This window comes from Exilispira thermophila, assembly GCF_055389015.1.
Genome location: NZ_AP042476.1, coordinates 1,565,778 through 1,588,442, shown reverse-complemented (window position 1 = coordinate 1,588,442; position 22,665 = coordinate 1,565,778). Strand labels below are relative to the sequence as shown.

General features: G+C 25.9%; 23 protein-coding genes. 21 read left to right on the top strand and 2 right to left on the bottom strand.

The window, feature by feature from the left end:
* Positions 1-233 precede the first annotated feature (233 nt).
* Both ACZ5EC_RS06715 and ACZ5EC_RS06710 read right to left on the bottom strand, forming a co-directional pair.
* Complete coding sequence (locus tag ACZ5EC_RS06715; RefSeq protein ID WP_464301712.1) at positions 234-689, bottom strand: hypothetical protein; 456 nt, start codon at positions 687-689, stop codon at positions 234-236.
* A 345-nt stretch (positions 690-1,034) separates the two neighbouring features.
* Entirely contained in the window at positions 1,035-1,310 is a 276-nt protein-coding gene (locus ACZ5EC_RS06710; RefSeq protein WP_464301711.1) for a hypothetical protein, read from the bottom strand.
* Positions 1,311-1,917: 607 nt separating this feature from the next.
* Between ACZ5EC_RS06710 and flgC the strand changes: the two genes are divergently transcribed.
* The 21 genes from flgC (at position 1,918) to ACZ5EC_RS06605 (ending at position 22,539) form a co-directional block, all read left to right on the top strand.
* The gene (gene flgC / locus ACZ5EC_RS06705; protein WP_464301710.1) at positions 1,918-2,376 is read left to right on the top strand and encodes a flagellar basal body rod protein FlgC; all 459 of its coding nucleotides are present in this window, start codon (positions 1,918-1,920) and stop codon (positions 2,374-2,376) included.
* 31 nt (positions 2,377-2,407) lie between these two features.
* Entirely contained in the window at positions 2,408-2,776 is a 369-nt protein-coding gene (fliE, locus tag ACZ5EC_RS06700) for a flagellar hook-basal body complex protein FliE (RefSeq protein ID WP_464301709.1), read from the top strand.
* Positions 2,777-2,975: 199 nt separating this feature from the next.
* Positions 2,976-4,688, top strand: coding sequence for a flagellar basal-body MS-ring/collar protein FliF (fliF, locus tag ACZ5EC_RS06695; protein ID WP_464301708.1), 1,713 nt, complete (start codon positions 2,976-2,978; stop codon positions 4,686-4,688).
* Between the two features lie 29 nt (positions 4,689-4,717).
* Positions 4,718-5,749 (top strand): flagellar motor switch protein FliG, encoded by a 1,032-nt coding sequence (gene fliG / locus ACZ5EC_RS06690; RefSeq protein ID WP_464301707.1) that lies wholly within the window; start codon positions 4,718-4,720, stop codon positions 5,747-5,749.
* Positions 5,750-5,842: 93 nt separating this feature from the next.
* Positions 5,843-6,781 (top strand): flagellar assembly protein FliH, encoded by a 939-nt coding sequence (fliH, locus tag ACZ5EC_RS06685; protein ID WP_464301706.1) that lies wholly within the window; start codon positions 5,843-5,845, stop codon positions 6,779-6,781.
* Complete coding sequence (locus ACZ5EC_RS06680) at positions 6,781-8,091, top strand: FliI/YscN family ATPase (protein WP_464301705.1); 1,311 nt, start codon at positions 6,781-6,783, stop codon at positions 8,089-8,091. The genes fliH and ACZ5EC_RS06680 overlap by 1 nt, the downstream gene beginning before the upstream one ends.
* Positions 8,092-8,164: 73 nt before the next feature.
* Positions 8,165-8,602 carry a flagellar export protein FliJ gene (locus tag ACZ5EC_RS06675; protein WP_464301704.1) on the top strand — a complete coding sequence of 146 codons (438 nt, stop codon included), beginning with the start codon at positions 8,165-8,167 and terminating at the stop codon, positions 8,600-8,602.
* Between the two features lie 21 nt (positions 8,603-8,623).
* A complete protein-coding gene (locus tag ACZ5EC_RS06670; protein ID WP_464301703.1) occupies positions 8,624-9,247 on the top strand; it encodes a periplasmic-type flagellar collar protein FlbB in 624 nt (207 codons plus the stop codon).
* Between the two features lie 96 nt (positions 9,248-9,343).
* Positions 9,344-10,624, top strand: a complete 1,281-nt coding sequence (locus ACZ5EC_RS06665; protein WP_464301702.1) for a flagellar hook-length control protein FliK — start codon at positions 9,344-9,346, stop codon at positions 10,622-10,624.
* 12 nt (positions 10,625-10,636) lie between these two features.
* Positions 10,637-11,077: a flagellar hook assembly protein FlgD gene (flgD, locus tag ACZ5EC_RS06660; RefSeq protein ID WP_464301701.1), complete on the top strand. Its 441-nt coding sequence runs from the start codon at positions 10,637-10,639 to the stop codon at positions 11,075-11,077.
* Between the two features lie 10 nt (positions 11,078-11,087).
* The gene (locus ACZ5EC_RS06655; RefSeq protein WP_464301700.1) at positions 11,088-11,477 is read left to right on the top strand and encodes a TIGR02530 family flagellar biosynthesis protein; all 390 of its coding nucleotides are present in this window, start codon (positions 11,088-11,090) and stop codon (positions 11,475-11,477) included.
* 196 nt (positions 11,478-11,673) lie between these two features.
* Entirely contained in the window at positions 11,674-13,056 is a 1,383-nt protein-coding gene (flgE, locus tag ACZ5EC_RS06650; RefSeq protein WP_464301699.1) for a flagellar hook protein FlgE, read from the top strand.
* A 210-nt stretch (positions 13,057-13,266) separates the two neighbouring features.
* A complete protein-coding gene (locus tag ACZ5EC_RS06645) occupies positions 13,267-13,464 on the top strand; it encodes a flagellar FlbD family protein (RefSeq protein WP_464301698.1) in 198 nt (65 codons plus the stop codon).
* Positions 13,465-13,485: 21 nt separating this feature from the next.
* A complete protein-coding gene (locus ACZ5EC_RS06640) occupies positions 13,486-14,265 on the top strand; it encodes a motility protein A (protein ID WP_464301697.1) in 780 nt (259 codons plus the stop codon).
* A 5-nt stretch (positions 14,266-14,270) separates the two neighbouring features.
* Complete coding sequence (locus tag ACZ5EC_RS06635; RefSeq protein ID WP_464301696.1) at positions 14,271-15,008, top strand: OmpA family protein; 738 nt, start codon at positions 14,271-14,273, stop codon at positions 15,006-15,008.
* 64 nt (positions 15,009-15,072) lie between these two features.
* Positions 15,073-15,639: a flagellar basal body-associated FliL family protein gene (locus tag ACZ5EC_RS06630; RefSeq protein WP_464301695.1), complete on the top strand. Its 567-nt coding sequence runs from the start codon at positions 15,073-15,075 to the stop codon at positions 15,637-15,639.
* 453 nt (positions 15,640-16,092) lie between these two features.
* Positions 16,093-17,118 (top strand): flagellar motor switch protein FliM, encoded by a 1,026-nt coding sequence (fliM, locus tag ACZ5EC_RS06625; RefSeq protein WP_464301694.1) that lies wholly within the window; start codon positions 16,093-16,095, stop codon positions 17,116-17,118.
* Positions 17,111-18,160 carry a flagellar motor switch protein FliN gene (gene fliN / locus ACZ5EC_RS06620; protein WP_464301693.1) on the top strand — a complete coding sequence of 350 codons (1,050 nt, stop codon included), beginning with the start codon at positions 17,111-17,113 and terminating at the stop codon, positions 18,158-18,160. The genes fliM and fliN overlap by 8 nt, the downstream gene beginning before the upstream one ends.
* Positions 18,161-18,187: 27 nt before the next feature.
* A complete protein-coding gene (locus tag ACZ5EC_RS06615) occupies positions 18,188-18,808 on the top strand; it encodes a hypothetical protein (protein WP_464301692.1) in 621 nt (206 codons plus the stop codon).
* Positions 18,801-20,048: a cyclic nucleotide-binding domain-containing protein gene (locus ACZ5EC_RS06610; protein WP_464301691.1), complete on the top strand. Its 1,248-nt coding sequence runs from the start codon at positions 18,801-18,803 to the stop codon at positions 20,046-20,048. The genes ACZ5EC_RS06615 and ACZ5EC_RS06610 overlap by 8 nt, the downstream gene beginning before the upstream one ends.
* Positions 20,038-22,539, top strand: a complete 2,502-nt coding sequence (locus tag ACZ5EC_RS06605) for a hypothetical protein (protein ID WP_464301690.1) — start codon at positions 20,038-20,040, stop codon at positions 22,537-22,539. Before ACZ5EC_RS06610 ends, ACZ5EC_RS06605 begins: the two co-directional genes overlap by 11 nt.
* The last annotated feature ends 126 nt before the right edge of the window (positions 22,540-22,665 follow it).

The window sequence follows — 22,665 nt, the reverse complement described above, 5'->3', positions numbered from 1 at the left end:
AGTAAAATAAATGCAAATGATATACTATTAATAATCTTTATAAGCTTATTATGTTTTTCAAAATATTTCTTAAATATTAACGATAGAATAATTAAAAGATAATAAATAAGATAAATATAATAATATATTTTCATAATAATTCCTTAATTTATTTATGGGAACTGTCTTTATATTATTTTTTTTATATTTTGAATAATATTTAAAGACAGTTCCCCTTTAATAATTATTTTTTATTATTTTTTATCTTTTACTATTTGAATGATGTTATAACTAATAATTACTCCTCTAACAATTTTTTTAGCAACTTTTACCCATCCAATTCCAGGTATAAAATCAAGAGCCAATTCTTCTATCATATATGAACCAACTCTTTCAACTTTTCTTGAATCATCATCTGTAATTGATCCTTCTGGACCACCGGTATATGCACTATCTGTAATATCTCTCCATACTTCCCCAACAACCTCACTCATCTCTTCATCTGTAATTTCACAATTTCCGATAATTTCATCAATTTCTTTGAAATCCTCATCTTCGTTATTGCTAACTGTTATTTCATTATTTTCTATAGCTTGAGCAAATATTTTTTGTCCAGTTTTTGCTTTATCAACATTATCAGCAAATATATTTATTCCTGCAAAGGAAATAAATATTATAAATACTATTATTATATAAGTAAACTTTTTCATAAATTTCCTCCAATTTATTTGTTTAGAAATTGATATTTTTAACAACTATATTATCTTTATATTACCCTGCAGGTATGTGCTTTAACTTCTTTTTTGTTAATAATAAAATTAAAATTATTGAGATATATAAAAAATAAGAAGTAATTATATCATAATTGAAATTTTCCTCCTTAGTGTAGTTATGTAATTTAAAAATTAAAACATTTTTAAACATTAACTATAAATCAATATTTAATCTTTTAAGTCTTTGACAACTACAATCCAGTCGAAAAATTTCAATTATGATATATATAATGTTTTTATTTATTTAATCAAATCCAACAATTTATAATTTTATTATTAACTTCAACAGCCACGAAAAAATGTTGCAACAGTTGCAATTCCACATGAAGTATCAAAACCCTGTTTATATCCATAACAAAATCTTTTTTCTTCTTTTGAAATTATTTTAAGTAATTGATTATTATAGTTAACAAGATTAAAGTTAAAATCATTTAATCCATTGCTTAAGTTTTGATTATTTTGTGAAAAAAGGAAGGATGTTGAAAAATATAATAAAAAAACAACTAACAAAATAAATAAAATTTTTTTAATAATACTTATTTTTACTTTTAAATACATATTTGATTCCAATACTGTATTATATTAATTTTCATTAAATATTTAATTTACTTAAAAATAATTTTGAAAATTTTTAATAAATGTCAAAAATTTGTCAAGTTATATTTACTTTTTCTATTTTTTTAGTTTTTATATTTTAGTTTTAATACAAAATTTTTTTACATTTTTAATATTATGATTTTTGTTATATCAAGTAATATGAATATTAATTATAAGAAAATATTTTAAAAATCAAGAAATATAATCTAGTAATTTTAGGGGGGTATGCGGTCATCTTATATATTTGGCAATTTATTAAATTATGTTAATAAGAAAACATATTTTATTTAATAACAAAATAATTAATATAATCTTAATATTAATCTTTTAATATACTAATTTATTAATTTATTTATATTTATATCAATTTTCAAATTTTTTTAAATTTTGTTTTCCTTTTTTATTAAAAATTAAATTTTTAGTTAAGAATTTTTATTATTTAATTTTTTATCTATTAATATTGAAAATACTAATAAAAAAAAAGAAAAAATATAATTTAATAGCTAAAGAATTACGCAGATAAACGAAAATATAAAAAAGTGTATACAATTAAAACGAGGGGTAATAAATGGGAGGAATGTTTTCAGCTTTTAATATAGCATCAACTGGATTAACTGCTCAAAGATTAAGAATGGATGTTATATCAAATAATATTGCTAATGCAAATACTACAAGAACAACTTCTGGTGAACCTTTTAAAAGGAAAATGGTTATATTTAGACCATTGAATGATCAACCTGAACTTAAATCTCCATTTAGACCAGAATCACTGGATAAAGGTGTTGGTACTGGTGTAAAAGTTGTTAAAATAGCTGAAGATACTACCCCTTTTAGACTTGTATGGAATCCGGAACATCCTGATGCAATTAAAAGTGGACCTAAAAAAGGATATGTAATGATGCCAAATGTCAATATAGTAAAAGAGATGACTGATATGATATCAGCAACAAGGTCATATGAAGCAAATGTAACAGTTATTAACAATGCTAAACAAATTTTTATGAAATCACTTGATTTATTAAGATAATTAATATAAAATTGAATAAGGGAGGGGTTAAATGTCCATCAATACTGTTTCTAACTTAAATAATGTTTTTTTAAATAATTCAAATCAAAATATTTCTAAAGTAAAACCTTTAGGCTATAAAGTCTCTTTAAAAGCTACTAATAGCAAACATTTTAATTTTACACAGAATGTTGAACAAAAACCATCATTTTTAAATTATTTAAAATCATCCATTAACAACACTAATAATAGTATTATCAATTCTGAAAAATTACAGCAACAATTAGTTATTGATCCTGAATCTGTATCAATCGACGAAGTTACAATTGCTGCAAAAGAAGCTGAAATTACATTAAATTTAACCAAGACAATTTTAAATAAATTAATTTCTGGATATAAAGATTTAATAAATATAAGATAGTATTTTAATTAATATTAGATAAAATTTTAAATAAAATTATAAAATTAAAATAAAAGTGTAAATTAATTTTTATTTAATTTAATATAAACTTGTAAAAAATTAAAATTATTATATATTATTTTTATCATACATTTTACTTGATTTTGTACACTTAAATTTTATAAAGGGAAATAAATATGATTTCCTGGGAGGGGAGAAAATGGGAAATCTTTTCAATCAAATTAAAGAATTTTTTCAAAATCTTTTTTTAAAGTTGAATCAAACTCAAAAATTACTTGTTTTTGGATTTATTGGTTTAACAATTATCTCATTGTTTTTTATTATAATATTTAGCTCTAAACCGGAAAAAACTCTACTCTACCAAAAACCATTATCGTTGCAAGATTTTGCAAAAGTTACTAAAGCATTGGAAAGTATAAATGCTGAATTTCAAACAAAAGATGACAAATACATTATTGTAAAGGATAGTAAAACAGCAGAAACTTACAGAATGAAGTTAGCTCAGGAAGGGGTTATTCCAGGTAATATAACTGGATTTGAACTTTTTGATACTCAAAAATGGACAACAACTGATTTTGAAAGAAATATAAATTTACAAAGAGCTATCAGAGGTGAAATTGAAAGACATTTGAAATTATTACCTGATATTGAAGATTGTTATTTAAATATAGCATTTCCAAAAGAAAGTTTGTTTTCACAAAATGAGCAACCTATTACAGCTTCTTTAACAATCATTCCTTCACCTTATTCTGATATTTTAGAAAATAAGAAAAAAATACAAGGTATTGTTAAAATTGTGGCTTTTGGGGTTCCTGGATTAAAAGAAGAAAATGTTGTTGTAACTGATCCATCCGGGAATATTATATCTGACTTTTCTGCAGATGATGCTATTTCTTATCTTGATATTGCAAAAAAGCAGTTGATAATTCAGGAAAGAGAAAGAGTTAGAAGAGAAACTCAATTAAGAGAAAAACTAAAACAATTTCTTGGTGATAATAAAATTGATGTTCAATTAAATGTTGATATAACATTTGATCAAGCTGAAATTACAAAAAATCAAATAATACCTACTGTTATTAAAGAAGATAATCCAAACACACCTTATGATGATTCACAGGTAGTTCAGAATGTACCAATTTCTGAGCAGAAAATTGAAAAAGAATATAAAGGACCTGAATATATTCCTGAAGGACCTCCAGGAACTGAACCAAACACACCTCCTGGATATAAAGAAAATTTAGGTGACAATGTAATAAATTCTGAAAAACAAACCACTACAAATTATGAGGTTTCCAAGCAAACTGTTGTTGAAAAGAAAACTCCTTATCAAATAAATAGAATTACATGTGCAGTTTGGATTGATGGTAAATGGAGTATAGAAGTTGATGATAAAGGTAATTATGTTATTGATAAAACAAAACTTGGATTTAAAAGAAAGTATACTCCATTATCAAAAGAGGAATTAAAAAGTATAGAAGAAATAGTAAAAGCAGCTATTGGATACAATAAAGCAAGAGGGGATATCGTTACTGTTCAAAACATCCCATTTAATCATGAAAAAGAATTTGCAAAAGAGGATGCAGTTTTAAAACAAAGAGAAACTTTAAGAAAAGCTTTAATTACTGGAATTATTTCAATTCTTGTTTTTGGTGTTATTGTTCTTTTATATAAAATAGTTTCAGCTGAAATTCAAAGGAGAAGAAAACTTAAAGAAGAAGAACTTTTAAGAAAACAGATGGAATTAAGAGAACAAGCATTACGTGCAGCTGAAAAAGAGGGAATTGAGGTTGAACTTTCTATGGAAGAAAAAGCTAGGCTTGAAATGCAAGAGAATGCTATCAATATAGCCAGGGAACATCCTGAAGAAGTAGCAAAACTAATCAGGACATGGATAGCAGAGGATCAGGTATAAAGTGTAAGTATGATGTGGAGGAATGAAAAATGGCTAAAGCAAAAAAAGATACTAAAACTAAAAATAAATTATCTGGAAAAAGAAAAGCAGCAATTTTTCTTGTTTCTTTAGGTTCTGAAGTAGCTTCTCAGATATTTAAATATTTAAAAGAAGATGAGGTAGAGCAGTTAACATTTGAAATTGCAAGAATTGATAAAGTTGATCCAGAAGAAAAAGACAAAGTTTTTATGGAATTTCAAGAATTGATGATGGCTCAGGATTTTATTACTACAGGTGGTATAGATTATGCAAAAGAATTACTTGAAAAAGCTTTAGGTTCTCAAAAGGCTATTGATATTATTACAAGATTAACAACAACAATTCAGGTTAGACCATTTGACTTTATTAAAAGAACAGATCCTACTCATTTAATAAACTTTATTCAAAATGAACATCCCCAAACAATTGCATTAATCCTATCTTATCTTGAACCTAAAAAAGCTGCTAATATTGTCTCTGCACTTAATCCAGATATTCAAGCAGAAGTTGCAAAAAGAATTGCAACAATGGATAGAACTTCACCTGAAATAGTAAGAGAGGTTGAAAGAATCCTGGAAAGACAGATCTCATCTATTGCAACAGAAGAATTTGCCTCAGTTGGTGGTATTCCTACTGTTGTTGAAATCTTAAACAGTTCAGATTCTACAACATCAAAAAATATATTGGAAAAGCTTGAAGAAGATGATCCTGATTTAGCTGAAGAAATTAAAAAGAATATGTTTGTATTTGAAGATATTGTTCAATTGGATGATAGATCAATTCAAAGAGTATTAAGAGAGATTGATACAAATGATCTTGCAAAAGCTTTAAAAAATGTAGATGCAGAAGTACAGGATAAAATATTTAGAAATATGAGTAAAAGAGGCGCTCAATTATTAAAAGAAGATATGGAATTTATGGGACCTATTAGATTAAAAGATGTAGAAGAAGCTCAGAGTAAAATTGTTGCTGTTATTAGAAGGTTAGAGGAACAAGGTGAGATTCAAATTGCAAGAGGTGGTGAAGATGAAATTATATATTAGTTGATTTTAGTTAAATTTTGGATTAAAAAATTATTTAAACTTTAAAAAATCCGAAATTTAAAATAGTTTAAAATAAATATTAAAGGCTGATTTATGGCAAAGATAGTACTTAAAGATGGAGAAGCTAAAAATGTTGGTAAAAAATATGTAGTTCCTCCTCCAAAAGTTAAATCAAAGAAAAAAGAGGAAAAAGAAAAGCAGGGCTCTCTATTTAATGAACAATTAATTACTAAACAGGAAGTTGAAAAAACAAAAGCTGAAATTGAAAAGTTAAGGCATGATTGGTTTTTAGAAGAAAAAAAGTTAAAAGAAAAAGCTCAAAAAGAAGCTGAAAATATAATTAAAAATGCTGAGGATATGGCTTTTGCTAAAATTAAAGAAAGTAAAGCAAAAGCAAACATTGAAATTGAAGAAGCTAAAAAACAAGCTGAAAAAATAATACAGGATGCCAAATACGAGGCACAAAAAATTTTAGAAGAAACAAAAGAACAAACTAAAACGATTGTAGAGGAAAATAGAGAAAAAGGATACAATGAAGGGCGTGAGCAGGGATTTAATGAAGGTTTTGAAGAAGCTAAAAGGTTGATTGACCGATTGCATAAAATAGTTGATGAGATAATTAAAAAACGTGAAGAGATAATTGAGGGAACAGAATATCAAGTAATTAGCATTGTAATGTTAATTGTTAAAAAGATAATTAAGGTAATTACAGAAAATCAAAAAACTGTAATTATAAATAATGTTATTGAAGCTTTAAAAAAGATCAAAAGAACAAAAAGAATTATTATTAGAGTTAATCTAGAAGATTTAGAAATGGTATCAAGAAATAAACAAAGGTTTATTGACCTTGTTGAAGGATTAGAAGAAATTCAATTACTTGAAGATACTACCGTTGATAGAGGTGGTTGTATTATAGAAACCGATTTTGGTGAAATTGATGCAAGAATTTCTTTACAGTTGAAAGAAATTGAAGATAAGATTTTAGAATTAGTACCTCTTAAAGCACGATTTAAAGAGCAGGGGAAACAATAATGTCAATTTATGATAAATATGAACAAGCTATTGCTGAAATTGAACCAATTAAATATAGAGGAACTATAAAAGAAGTTAAAGGATTTTTAATTAAAAGTAAGGGGCCATATTCTCAAATTGGAGAAATTTGTAAAATAATTATAAATAATGATTTTGATAAATATATTAAAGCAGAAGTAGTTGGTTTTAATGAGAATGAGGTTTTAATGATGCCTCTTTCTGATATGTCTGAGATAAAACCTGGATATTATTCACTGGCAACAGGTTCTCCTTTAAAAATTCCTGTTACAGAGAATCTTTTGGGTAGAGTTTTAAATGGTTTAGGTGAACCAATTGATAATAAAGGTGCCATATATTCTCCTATAAAATATCCAGTATTTCATGATGCACCAAATGCATTAGAACGACAAAGGATTGAGCAACCTTTAATTACCGGTGTTAAATCAATTGATTCTGCATTAACTTTAGGAAAAGGGCAAAGAATTGGAATTTTTGCTGGTTCAGGAGTAGGGAAATCATCTTTATTGGGTATGATTGCTCATTTTACAGAAGCAGATGTTAATGTTATTGCATTAATTGGAGAAAGAGGAAGAGAGGTCAGGGAGTTTATAGAGGATATTCTTGGAAAAGATGGATTAGCAAGGTCAGTTGTTGTTGTTGCAACTTCAGATAAATCCCCACTTGAAAGAGTTAGAGCTATTTTTACAGCACAAACAATAGCAGAGTTTTTTAGGGATCAGGGGAAAGATGTTCTTTTAATGGTTGATTCTGTTACAAGATTTGCATGGGCACAAAGGGAAATAGGGTTATCTATTGGTGAACCTCCAACTACAAGAGGTTATCCTACTTCTGTCTTTACACTATTACCTAAAATTTTTGAAAGAGCAGGGAATTCTGATAAAGGTAGTATAACAGGTATATATACAGTTCTTGTTGAAGGAGATGATTTTAATGAACCAATTTCTGATACTGTAAGAGGTGTATTGGACGGACATATTGTTCTTTCAAGAAGTTTAGCTGAAAAAGGGCACTATCCTTCAATTGATGTTTTAAAATCTATATCAAGATTATTTACAAAATTAGTAAATCCTGAACAAAAAGCTTTAGTTAATCAATTGAGAAAAACTTTATCAGTTTATTATAATAATGAAGATTTAATAAATATAGGAGCATATTCAAGGGGTGCTAATCCTGATATAGATTTTGCTATAGATAATATAAAAAGAATTGATGATTTTTTAACTCAAAATATAGATGAAGGTTTTACTTTTGAGGAAACAATTTCATTATTAAAAAAGATTTTTATTTAAATAATTCAATTGAGAATTATCTTTAATATATTTAATATGTTTTTAAATACTAAAATTTCATTTAGATTAAAATATGAAAAAATTTAAATATCCATATGAAAAAATTTTAGCTTTAAAATCTTTTATAAAAAGAGAAAAAGAGATAGCATTTTCAGAGATAGCATTTAAAATAAATAGATTGAAAAATCAAATAAAAGAGAGAAAAGATTATTTATTAAATCAAAAAATACAAAATTCTTCTAAAAATATTACTCTTGAAATTTTTAAACGCCGCTATAATGATAGACTGGCAAAAGAAATTAAATTGTTTGAAGAAGAGATTGAGTCATTAATGGATGAATATAATAGAAGAAAAGAAGAGTATATAAAAGCCAAACAACAGGAACAAATTTATGAAAAATTAAAAGAAAAAATGTTTAAAAATTATAAAATGGAGTTTTTCAAAGAGGAAAATAAAGTTTTAGATGAAGTGGGAACAAATAATTTTTTAAATGAAATAAATCAAAAATAAGGTTATTATAAAGGATTTAAAATGGCATCTACTGAAAAAACAGGGTTAAAAATTATTTTATCAATTGTTCTTTTAATTATGGTTCTTCTAGCAACTATTTATTGGTTTAATTATATCGGTCTTGTTAATATTCAAAGATCTCTTTTTAAAGTTTCTAAAAAAATCCCTTTAATTTCATACGCAAAAGAGATCCAGGATCCATTTTTACTTGAAAAAGAATATATTGAAAAATTAAAGCTTTCTTATGAATCTAAATTTTTACTTTTACAAAAGGAAGAAGAAGATTTAAAAAAAAGAGAAAATGAAATTAAACTAAAGGAAAATCTTTTACAAAAACAAAGTAAAGCTTTAGAAGATAAAGAATTGAGTATTAATCGAAAATTAAAAGAATACGATAATTATAAAGATAATATTAAGAAACAGGCAAACTACTTTATAAATATGGCTCCAAAAAATGCTGTTGATATAATGAATGGGATGGATATTTTGCTTGTTGTTGATATTTTAAGAGCAATGGATGAGATTTTTAATGAAAGAGGGGAGGATTCAACTGTACCTTATCTTATATCTTTGATGCCATCAGACAGGGCTGCTAAGATAAATGAATTAATGGCTGAGGGTGCTTCTACCTTACCTCAGAATTAATTAACTTACCCGGGTAGTTTATATAGATTTAAAATTAATTTTTAAGGAGGAGGTAAAACTAAAAAATTATAAGAAAAAGTTAGAGAGGAGTTTTAGATGGTAGTTAAACTTCCTATGTTAATGGGGGGGGAGCTTAAACATAGGGAGGAAGATTCAAAATTAAAATTAAATAAAAAGGAGGTTGATGAAAGTAGGTTTTTAGAAATTTTTAAAGGAAAAACAGAAAAAAAAGATAAAGATATTAGGATTGAAAGTGGGAAAAAAAGTTTAAAAACTGAAAATGATAAATTAAAAGAACAAGTTCATCTAAATAAGGGAGATGAGTTTAGGAAAATTTCTGAAAAAAATGTTAATAACAAAAGTAATATTGATGTTGAATTAAAAGTAAAGAAAAAGAAAATAAGTATAAAGAAACATAAAGTTTCTAAAAAAGATGATTTAAGTATTTTAAATAATTCAATATTTTTTGTACAGGGAAATACAAAAATAAACAAAACAAGTAATGAAAAAGTAAAAATTGAAAAATTGGTAAAAAAAATTGGGGATACAAAAAGTAATTTTATCAAAAGCAAACAAATTTTAGGTAATATAGTTAATCTTAAAAAATCTGATCTTAGTAAAATTAATTTAAAGAATATTGAAGTAAAAAAAGATATAAAAAATAAAAAGGATATTCAGACTAACTTAAAGAAAGAAGTTAAAAATAAAGATTTAAAAATTAAGACAGATTTAAAAAAGCTTGATATTGATAATTTAAAAACAAAGTTGTCACAAAAGCGAACAGAAAAGCTTGTAGATTTAAAAAAAGAGTTAAAAAATTTTGCTATTAAAGAAAATTTAAATGCAGTATTTAAACCCCCTTTTAGTGATAATCCTCAGATAAAAGACCTTACTTTATTTATTAGTAAAGAATTAAAATCTAATTTTAATTTGTTTCAAAATCAGCTCTTTGACATTTTTAATAATATTAAAGTAAAGAATATTAATGGAAATTATTTTGTTTCTATGAAACTTTTTCCTGAAAACCTGGGAAAAATTGATATTTACCTCAAAAAAGTTGGGAAACTTGTAGAAGGCCATATTATTGTTCAATCTGAATCTATTAAATCGTTAATTGATGGAAGAATATGGGAGATGAAAAATCTTTTATCTTCTGGGAATTTAGAAAATAATTCAAATCTAGCAAATATTAATGTTCTTGTTGATAATTCAAATAACGGAAGTAAGCAATTTAATAAGATGTTTCAAGGAAATGACATAAATTCTAATAAATTAGAATTATCTAATGAATTAGAAAATGATAATATTGAAAATGTTGTTAGTGGAAGATTTATTGGTGTAGATTATTTAGGAAAAAAGATTAATTATTACCTTTAAAGGAGGAATTTAGTGGATTTTAACTTATCAAGAACAGATCTTGTAAAAGCCAGGTTAAGTGTTGAGACATTTAACAAGTCATTAATTAAAAATGGTAGAGAAATAAAAAATAACCTTGGGAAAGATGATTTTTTAAAATTGTTAATTACCCAATTGAAGTATCAAGATCCAACAAAACCTATGGAAGATAAGGCATTTATAGCACAAATGGCTCAGTTTTCATCTCTAGAACAAATGCAACAAATGAATACTACAATGACATCCTTACAAAAAGGATTTTTAGTTAACCAAACCTTATCTTTATTAGGTAAAACTGTTGATATAAATACTGAAAATGGGGTTAAACATGGAAAGGTTTCAGAAATCTCTTTTAATGGGAATATCCCTCAAATAAAAGTTGATGGAATGCTTTATTCTACAGCAAGTATTTTAAAAATTGGAGAAAATGAATAGGTAAATAGATATGGGAAATAACATAAACAAAATACTTATTAACAACTATATCAATTCGTTAAAGACAAAGCCTTCTGCAAAAAACAAAATAGAATCAAAAACTTATGAAGGAAAATCTTTTAAACAAATATTAGAAGAAAAAGTTTATGATTTAAAGTTTTCCAAACATGCTATTGAACAAATTAAGAAAAGAGAGATAAATATTGATGACCAGGATTATTTAAAAATTAAAAATGGACTTGCAAAAAGTAAAACAAAGGGAAGTAGAGAATCATTATTTATTGTTAATGGGAAAGGATTTTTAGTTTCAGTAAAAAATAATGTGGTTATTACTTGTTTTGAAAAAGAAGATTTAAAAGATAACATTATAACAAATATTGATTCTGTTTATATTGTTTAGTGTTATCAAATAATAATTGAATATTATTTTAATATTAAAAAGTTATTAATACAAATAATATTTAAAAGTTATAAAGGAATTGGTTTTATTTAAAGATTATTTTTAAAAAAAATTATACAGGCTGGACCGTTTATCGGGGGCCTGAACTGGCTGATAGATAGAAGCCAGAACCAGAAAAATTATAAAAGGAGTTATTATGTTAAGATCATTATTTTCTGGTGTTGCAGGTCTACAAAATCATCAGATAAGAATGGATGTTATTGGTAATAATATTTCTAATATCAATACATATGGATATAAGAAAAATAGAGTAACATTTCAGGATATTTTATATCAAACCTTATCTGGAGCAGCAGCTCCAACAAATGAAGTAGGTGGTATTAATCCTCAACAAGTAGGTTTAGGGATGAAAGTAGCCTCAATTGATACAATATTTACTCAGGGTGCTTTACAAACAACAGGAAGAAATTTAGATTTAGCAATTATGGGAGAAGGTTTCTTCGTTTTGAAAAAAGGGCAAAATACCCTTTATACAAGAACAGGTACATTTGGTTTGGATAAAGATGGAATGCTTGTAGTACCTTCTAATGGTTTTAAAGTTCAGGGATGGAATTCTCAATTTGTTAATGGGAAATGGGTAATTAATAATTCTAATCCTGTTGGAGATATAAAGATTCCTATTGGGGGTAAATCACCAGCAAAATCTACTTCAAATGTTTATTATAAATCAAACTTGAATTCAGAAACAAAACCTTTACCAACTGGGAGACAACCTACAGCTGATGAAATAAGAGAATCAGTTCATAAAACTACTATTGAAGTTTATGACAATAAAGGGAATGCACATAAATTACAATTAAGTTTTACAAGAATTCCTGGAACTGTTAATCAATGGCAGGTTAATGCACAATTACTCGATTTACCAAATGTACAGGTTAATCTGGATATTGCTGGTAACAATTTGAATAATTCAAATTCAATCAATTTACAGTTTGATAACAATGGCGCTTTAATTGCAGCATCTGATAATCCATCTGTTGCTGGTGCTCCAGTGGATATTATTAATAATGGAGAAATTACTTCTTTAGCTTCATTTACTTTACCAGATGGACAAAAACAGAATATTACTTTGCATCTTGGTACTGCAGGGAAATATGATGGTATAACTCAATTTGCTGCACCAACAACTACAAAAGCTGTTGATCAGGATGGGTATGAGATGGGTTATTTAGAAACATTTATTATTGATAATAAAGGTGTAATAACTGGAATATATTCAAATGGTGAAAAAATTCCTCTGGGACAGGTTGCTTTAGCAACATTTGTAAACCCAGAAGGTTTAGAAAAAACAGGTGACAATAATTATGTTCAAACTAATAATTCAGGATTAGCAAACATAGGAGCTGCAGGAACTGCTGGCAAAGGGAGTTTACAATCTGGTGCATTAGAGATGAGTAATGTAGATTTATCTGAAGAATTTACATCTATGATTGTAACTCAAAGAGGATTTGAAGCTAACTCTAAAACCATTACAACTTCAGATCAAATGTTACAGGTAATTATGGGATTGAAAAGGTAGAAATAATATTTTTTAAAATTATACCCCTGCTTTTTTGAAGTTATTTTATAATTATTTTCAATAATTTTAACTTAAGCAGGGGTAAAAATATAAAATAAAAAAGAAAATAAAATAGAAAATAAAAATAAAAAAAAATAAGGGATACTAAATATAAATAAAAATATTGGAAAATTAAAATTACAGGGAAATATTGTGTTTAAAGAGGAAAAAATGATAAAATTAACAAAATTAAATGATAAAGCTTTTTATTTAAATCCTCATCAGATAGAATTTATTGAAGAAGTACCAGAAACTTTAATAACAATGCTTTCAGGTAAAACAATTTATGTTAAAGAGAGTGTTGAAGATGTAATTAATAAAATTATAGAATATAGAAAAAAAATAGGAATTTTTAAAAATGAGTTGTAGTTTTAAAAGTGCGGAGGGCTTATGGATATAGCAACCATTGTTGGTTTAATTGTCGGTTTCGGGATGGTTTTATTTGGAATAATTTCAGGTAAAGGTGATTTTAGATTATTTATAAATATTCCTTCTGTTTTAATTACAATTGGAGGTGGTTTAGCAGCAACCTTAGTAGGTACACCTTTAAAAGATTTTCTTAGTATGACAAAACTTGTAAGGTTAGTTGTTTTTGATCAACCATTTGATCCTGGAGCAACTATAAGAATGCTTATAACTTTTTCAGAAAAAGCAAGAAGGGATGGACTTTTATCTTTAGAAGATGACATAACTGAACTTGATGATCCTTTTTTAAAAAAAGCTATTCAACTTGTTGTTGATGGAACAGAACCTGAAAAGATTAAAAATATTTTGTATACCGAATATAACTTTATGTCAGATAGGCATCAGAAAGGTATTAATTTGTTTAATGAGTTAGATGCATTATTTCCTGCATTTGGAATGATTGGTACTTTAATAGGTCTTGTAATAATGTTAGGAAACTTAAATAATAAGGCTTCTTTAGCTTCAGGTTTAGCAACTGCGTTAATTACAACATTATATGGAGCAATCCTTGCAAACCTGGTTGCTCACCCATTTGCAACAAAATTGACTGAAAGAAATGATAAAGAGTTATTGATAAAAGAGATAATGATTGAAGGTACTTTGTCTATTCAATCAGGAGAAAATCCAAGAATCTTAAAAGATAAATTGATTTCATTTTTACCTGGAGATTTAAGAGATCAATTGCAGAAAGAGATGGGAGATTAATTTAGATGGCTGAGAAACAGGGTAAAAAGCAGAAATGCAATAATAAAGGACCTTCATGGTTAACAACCTTTGCTGATATGAATAATCTCTTATTAACATTTTTTGTATTAATGTATACAACAGCTGAAGTTGAAGGGGAAAAATTAAGATTGATCCTATCTCCATTTCAAGGTGGATTAGGTCCTTTAAAAGGTGGAATGACACTTGAAGTGGGAAAACTTGCTGAAATGGGAAATTCAATTGAAAAATTACCTTCTACTGAAAAAGGTTCAAAACTTGCAAAATCAATTGAAAAAGCAATTTCTCTTTTACAACCAGAAATTTTAGCTAAAAAGGTTAGGGTTTCTTTAGAAGAAAGAGGAATTGTTATTACATTGGGGAGTGATTTTTATTTCAAACCGGGTTCTGCTGATTTAAATGAAGATGCTAAAGTTGTATTACAGAGAATATATAAAACTTTTGCTAATATCAGAAATTTAATAAGGATAGAAGGCCATACAGATAATACACCAATAACTCCTGGATCTGTATTGTATAAAAAATTTAAATCAAATTGGGAATTATCAGCACAACGTGCAATTAATGTTTTAGAGTATCTTAATTCTTTAGGAATAGATAAGAGAAGATTATCAGCAGTTGCATTTGGAGATACAAGACCAATTGAAACCAATGATGTACCTGAAGGAAGAGCGTATAATAGAAGAGTTGAAATAATAATTTTAAGAGATGAGTTAAATAAATAATTAAAGTTTATTGACAATCATGAAAAACAGAATAAAATAATTATGTATAAAAAAGGGTAGAAACATGGGAGATAAAAGTAAAGTTGATGAATTAAACCTTAATGATGAAGAACTTGATGAAAATGAGGTTGAAGAAGAAGGTGGAGAAGTCAAAGCTGGTGGAAAAAAGATTATAACTCCTGGACTTGTCAAAATTATACTTGGTATTGTTGGGGTTATAATTCTAATTGCAATTTCGGCTACAGTTTCCTATATGGTAACTAAAAAGATGGTTGAAAAACCACAAATCACTGGTGAAGAAAATATTTTTAAACCAGTTGCACCTGCATTAAATACATTTACACTTGATGAATTTACTATTAATACTTCTGATCCAGAACCTCACATTATTAATATAGAGCTTGCATTAGGGTATGATAAAACTAACCAATTGATAGCTACTGAGATTGGTGAAAGGATAGCTCAGATTAGAGATATAATTAATACAATTTTAGCTTCAAAATATTATAGAGATTTAGCTACTCCTGAAGGAAAAGAAAATCTTAAACTTGAGATAAAAAATGAAATTAATAATATTTTGACAAATGGGAAGATAAAAGATGTATATTTCTTAAAATTTATTTTACAATAAGTATTATAATAATTTTATTTTTAAAACTAATGAAAACTAATTAGTATTAATTTAAAAATTATTTGTATAAAAATTATAATAATAAATTTATAAAAATTGTATTTGATAAATTTTGAATTATACATTCTTATATAGTAATTGTATTAATTAAATATACAGAGTTTTTTATTATTAGTTTCTGGATTTTAATTAAATTATAATAAAATTAATATAAAATTTACCAAATAATTAATTTGATTATAGGATAAAATACTAGAACTTTTTTAGTTATATTTTTTTATAAAGAAATAATATTAACAAATTATAATGAATTTTTTATTATTAATTTTTATAGAAAAAGAGTGTTAATTGCATATAATTAATTTATTATAGTTAATTTTATTTTTATATTTTATATAGCAAAATTAGATTATTTGAAAAATTAATTGAATATTTAAAAATGGAGTTTTGTAAATGACTGAAGTTTTGACACAGGATGAAATTGATCAACTTCTATCAGCAATTTCATCAGGTGATACTACAATTGAAAAAGTTTCTCAAACAACTGCTCAAAGAAAAGTCAGGCTTTATGACTTTAAAAGACCTTCCAAATTTTCTAAAGAGCAACAACGTGCAATTAATATGATATATGAATCGTTTGCAAGACTTTCTCAAACTACTTTATCAGCTATATTAAGAATTCCAGTTCAATTCCATGTTGCATCAGTTGATGAATTAACTTATGAAGAATTTACAAGATCAATTCCAACTCCTACAACAATGGCTATATTAAATATGGATCCTTTAAAAGGAAGTGCTATTTTTGAAATAGATCCTTCAATAACTTTTGCAATTATTGATAGAATATTTGGTGGAAAAGGAACAACAATAGCAAAAATTAATAGAGAGCTTACTGATATCGAAAGTGCTGTAGTGGAATCTATTGTAGTAAAATTATTATCAAATTTAAGAGAAGCATGGTCAAATTTTGTTGATTTAAGACCCAGATTGGGATCAATTGAGACAAATCCACAATTTGCAACAATAGTACCCCCTACACATATGACAATTCTAGTTACATTAGAAACAAAAATAGGTGATATAGAAGGGATGAGTAATTTTTGTTTACCTCATTTAACATTAGAACCTATTATTTCAAAACTTACTCCACAAATCTGGTATTCAACTATTGGTAAAGGAAAGATTTCAGAATATTTTAATATTATTAAAGATTCAATAGAGGATGTTAAGCTTGAAATAAAAGCAATTCTTGCAAAAGATAATATTAAATTCAAAGATGTTTTAGAATTAAAAGAAGGTGATATTATTCAATTCTCTTCAAAAAAGGTTAATAGTGAATTAGAAGTGCAGGTAGAAAATAGTGTTAAATTTTATGGTAAACCAGGAGTTTTTGAAAATCATTTAGCTATACAGGTAACAAAAGTTGTTGAGAGCATTAGTCTAGAAGAACTGTTAAAAGAGGAGGAAGAAAATGAGTGATGGAACTTTATCACAGGATGAAATAGATGCATTATTACAGGGATCTGGTTCATCTGAAACCCCGCCTTCAGGTTCAGGAGGTTTTGGTAATGCGATTACTGATGAAGATATAGCTAATCTTACTAAAATTTTAAATGAAATAATTGATTCTCAGACTTCAACATTAAGTGGCTTGTTTCAAAAAGATGTAAGTATAACTAATCCTAAAATTGAAGTGATTAATTCTGATGCTTTTTCTAATACAATACCATTACCAGCTTTAGAAGTTAGTTTCCCATTTGTGGAAGGAATTAGTGGGGATAATATTTATTTTTTTAAAGAGGGTGATGCTTTAAGTATTGGTTCTATGATGATGGCACAAACAGTTTCAGAACTTACTGAGATGATTATTTCAGCTGTTGCAGAAGCAGTATCTCAAATGGTTGGTTCTGCACTTACAACAATTTCAAATAAATATAAGTTGCAAATTACTACAGGGTCTCCTCAACAGATTGTTGTTAAGAATTTCGTTGATGCAATTATGCCATCTGATGATAATTTTGTTCTTGTAACTTATAATTTAAAAATTGATACTCTAACTACAACATTATACCATGTTTTATCAGCTTCAGTTGCTAAAGGTTTAGCTGGATTATTATCTGAAGGTAAAGTTGAACAAAAAGTTTCTCAACCAGCTGAATCTCCACTTTCGTTTGCGCAACCTTCAACTCCTTCAAGTCCTGAAAAAGCTTATCAACCTGCAGCTTTTTCAAAAATTGAAAATGTTCTAACTGAAGAGGAGAAGAAAAATATTTCACTTCTTTTAGATGTTGAAATGGAGGTAACTGTTGAACTTGGTAGAACTAAAAAAACTATAAAAGAAATATTATCTATGGGTGAAGGTACTATTATTTCTCTAGATAGGCTTGCTGGTGAATCTATTGATATATTAGTTAATGGTAAAAGGATAGCTAAGGGTGAAGTTATAGTTATTGATGAAAATTTTGGAGTAAGAATTACTGAGATATTAAGTAAAAGTGAAAGATTAAACTCTTTAAAATAAAATTATATGAAATTGGTTAAATAAATTATGAAAAGGAATATTTTAGGTATTGTTTTTATTTTGCTTTTATTATGTGTTTCAAGTTTATATATATTTTCTCAGGATGATTCTATAAATAATAATGATGTAAATAAAAATGATAATAACAATATTATTAAACAAATTAATAAAAATTATGACCAAAACCAGAATACAGATGTTGACAACAATAGTATAAAAACAACTAACAATTCAACTAATAATATTTTGTTTAGAACTTTTTTAGTTTCTTTTATTTTATTGTTGGTATTTATTGCAATAAAAGTTTTTTTTAATAAGTATGGTAAGACAACTATTAATGGTAAACTTGCAAACATCATTTATGAGGAATATTTTTATAAAAACTACAAAATAGGAATTATGAAAAGTCTTGATCATTACTTTTTAGTTTCTTTTACACCCAGATTAAATATATTATATGAATTTACTGAAAAAGAAGATATTGATAATATATTGCTCTTAAAATCAAAACAAAATGAAACAAAAAAAAGTTTTAGAGATTTTTTGAAAGGGTTCAATATTGGAGAAAAACAAAACTTGACAAATAATGATTTTTTAAAAGGTTTAAAACACAAGATAAATAATATATCGCGGAGTCAAGATGAGTAATTTAAGGTTAAATTTAATCAAATATAAAGCTAATTCATATGTTATTATATCAGGAGATACTAATAATAATCATTTTTTTATAATTCAAGATGGAAAAGTTAGAATAACGAAAAATATCTCAAGTTTTGATAATAGTACAGAAGAAGAGATATTATCAAAAGGTGATTTTTTTGGGGTTATATCATGTATGTCTAATTTTCCTAGAATCCAAACAGCATTTACATTAACACCCACAGTTTTGATCTCTATTAATAAAGCTGATTTTCCTTTATTAATTCAAAAATCCCCACAAATACCACTCAAAATTATTAAAAAATTCTCAAATGATTTAAGGATTTTTGATAAACAAATTACTCAAAGAAATGTTAACTCTTATATTGAAGAAAGGGAAGATGAAGTTTTATTTAAAAATGGGGAATATTATTTAGAAAGAAATAATTACAACTATGCCTATAAAATATTTTTAAGTTATATAAAAGATTATCCAGATGGCACTCATGTTGAAGAAGCAAAACAAAATGCTGTTAAAATTAAACCTTATATTAATCAAGATCAATTGAAAATTTCTTATAAAGGATTAACTGCTTTTGTTCCAAAAAATTTTTTACTATTTTCAGAAGGTCAGAAAGGTGAAAAACTTTATATTATTCAAAAAGGAGGGGTAAACATAACCAAGATTCTTGATAATAAAGAGGTTTTAATAGCTGTTTTAAAAGAGGGTGATATTTTTGGGGAAATGGCATTGTTGGAAGATAAACCAAGAACAGCTTCAGCAATAACAAATTCGGATTCTGTATTTCTAGTAGTTGATAGGAAAAATTTTTCCCAGATGGTTGCAACTCAACCTTCTTTAACAACAAAATTAATCACATTACTAGCTGAAAGGTTATGGATAGCGTATAGACAATTAGAAAATACTTTAATTGATGATCCTTTGGGTAAAATATGGGATACTTTATTAATTCAATTACAAAAACATAGAGTAGAAATTATTCCTAAAAAAACTTTTAAGTTTCCTTTTACATTTAAAGAACTGGTTAAAATGGTAGGACTTTCTGAGTTTGATGTAGTTAGATATAAAAATGAAATTTATAATACTAAAAAGTTTGAAGAACAGGAAGGTAAAATTTTTTGTAAGGATGTTTCAGTTATTGAAAAACAGGTAGAATATTATAAAAAAATGATTAAAATAAAACAGAAATTGAAAAAGAAAGATGCTGGAGTAGGTTTTGAGTACTGATATTTTTGAAGATAGAAAAGTTCAGAAAAATTTACAACTTCCTAAAGGTTATATCATATTAAATTCTTCTGAAAAACTATGTAAATTAAATTATATTGTAAATGGTGAAGTTGAATATATTTATAATGATGAACACAATAAAAAGCATGTATTATCTTTAGGTAGTAACAATTTTATATATCCTGCTAATATATTAAATTGTGAGCCAGTAAGTTTTACAATAATCACTTCATCAAATGTTATTATCAATTCATATCCAATATTGAATATTTCTCCAGGTTTCTTTAAAAAATCAATTCCAACAGCAAAACTTTTTATATCTTCATTGATAAATGAGTTTAATAGGGGTTTTCAGGGATTCAAAAAATTTTTAAATTTTTATATGGAAGTTTTAAAATTATATGATAATATGTTACTTTATTTATCTTTAGGTGGAAAACAATTATATCTAATGGATTCAGAAGGATCATCACAGAAAATTATAAATGATGCTCAAATATTAAAAGAAAAATTTATTAAAAATAGTGGTTTTTTTCCAAAAGATAAAAATACTAGATTTTTTGAGGTTGATAATTCTGAATATATTGAGAAATCTTATGAAATTAATTTACAAAAATTTGGTGTTAGAGTAGATTTAGTTAATATTATTTTACAGTATGTAAAACTTGATCCTAAACTTAAAGAAATATATTTAACCAAAAGTCCTGGATTTATTTTTTATATTTTTAAATCACTATCTTTTGAAACTAAAAATCTATTCTCCCAAATTTTATCCCTTTATCCAGAAATTGACAAACTTTTAATTGATCTTTTTTCATCAAAAAATAATCTTTCAAAAAGCATTTATAAAGCAATTGAACTTGAAAGTAAAAATAGAGCTTTAGAATTCAAAAATTATATTGAAGATAAATTTAAAAAGTTTTCAGAAAATTATAAATCAATATTTAAAGTTATTTCACATTCATTTAATTTAAACATTGAGGATAAAGATACTATTGTTACTTCTTCAGAAGAACCTGAAGTAAAAAAAGAACCTAAAAAAAAGAAAAAAGATATTGAATTAAGTGAAATTCTTGCTGAGGCTGAAGCAGAAGATGATGTTGATTTTGATATTGATTCAATTTTTGAAAAAAAACAGGAAAGTAAGAAAAAAATTTCAATGTCAAAGATTTTTGTTGAACTAATCAATTATGGTAATTTTGATAAAAGTAATGCAAAAGTTTTTGCAAAAGCTGTTGATCAGCTTATAAATTCAAAGGATCTTTATAGTGATAATGATAGAATTAAAAAAGCAAAAAGAGCGATAAGAGTATATTTCTGGGATTTATATAAAAAAATAATATTAAATTATTTTAAAGGGAAAAGGTTTACAAATTATATTAAATTGTTTTTAAATTATTCTATTTTAGACGAAAGGCTTGTAAAAGATGAACATTTTTCATTTTTAATTGGTTATGAAGATCTTACTTTTTCAAAGTATTCTATATATAATCCAATTGAATGGCTTTCTCAGATTTATGAAGAAAAAATTGAACCTTCTATAAATGACCTGGGACAAACTTTTGATGATATATTAAAAGAAGAAGCAAGAAGAATAACAAAAAAATCGAAAAATCAAGAATTACCAATTCCTGAAAGAAAATTAAATTTTGAGATTGATAACCTTTTTACAAAAGGTTCCCGTGTTTTAACTGATTCCCCTTTATCTTCAATTCCAGTTTTTATTTCAATGATGGTTTCTTCAGATCTTGAAAAATACATTTTAACTAAAGAAAAAATTGAAAAAGAGGTCGAAAATATATTAAATCTAGATTATTCCCTTTTTTATAGAGAAGCTTTATATAGAACTGAATCTCATGTTGAAATATACTATAAAAAAGTAGAGCCAATTTTTATTAAATTACCTATAATAGGTACAAAAGTTTTTTTATGGCAGGATCATGGTAGTCATAAATTAAGTCCATTAAGAATAATTTTTCCTATGTTTTTTAAAGGGGATTTAAGGAAAAGTCTAATCTATGCTTTTGGCAATTATAGGTGGGAAATTTGTAAAACTTTTAAAGGACCAAGATGGTCTGATCCTGTTTATGGTGGATTAACTGGTAAATATTTTGATTATATAAATTTCTATCAGAAAAACCCAAATCTATCTCTGGATGTTAAAAAAGCTTTAAAAGAAAAGTTTGCTGGATTAAAAACTGATAGAGAAAAATTTGTTAATGATTATTATACATGGCTTGAATTTGAAAGCAAAGGGATAATAAAACTAAATGGAGTGGTTAGAGAAATATTGATGTTTGAAGTTCCTTTCCCAAAAGAAGTTATTGAAAGATTAAAAAATATTCCTGTTTTTCAAAAATTAGCAATTAGATTTTATAATATAAGAAGAAAAGAGTTAAACCAAACAATTAAGAAATATAGAAAATATGAAGATGAAGAAGGAAATCTTCCTCCAGAACTTCTTGAAAGTTTACAGCTTTTAAAAAAATAGTCTTATAATTTATATTTTTCTTTTTTTAATCGATAACTATAAAGAATTATAATGTACTTTTGCCTAAGTTTTAGAGAGGATAATTTGTTGTTGGTAGTATTTTGATATTTTTAATTTATAAAATTT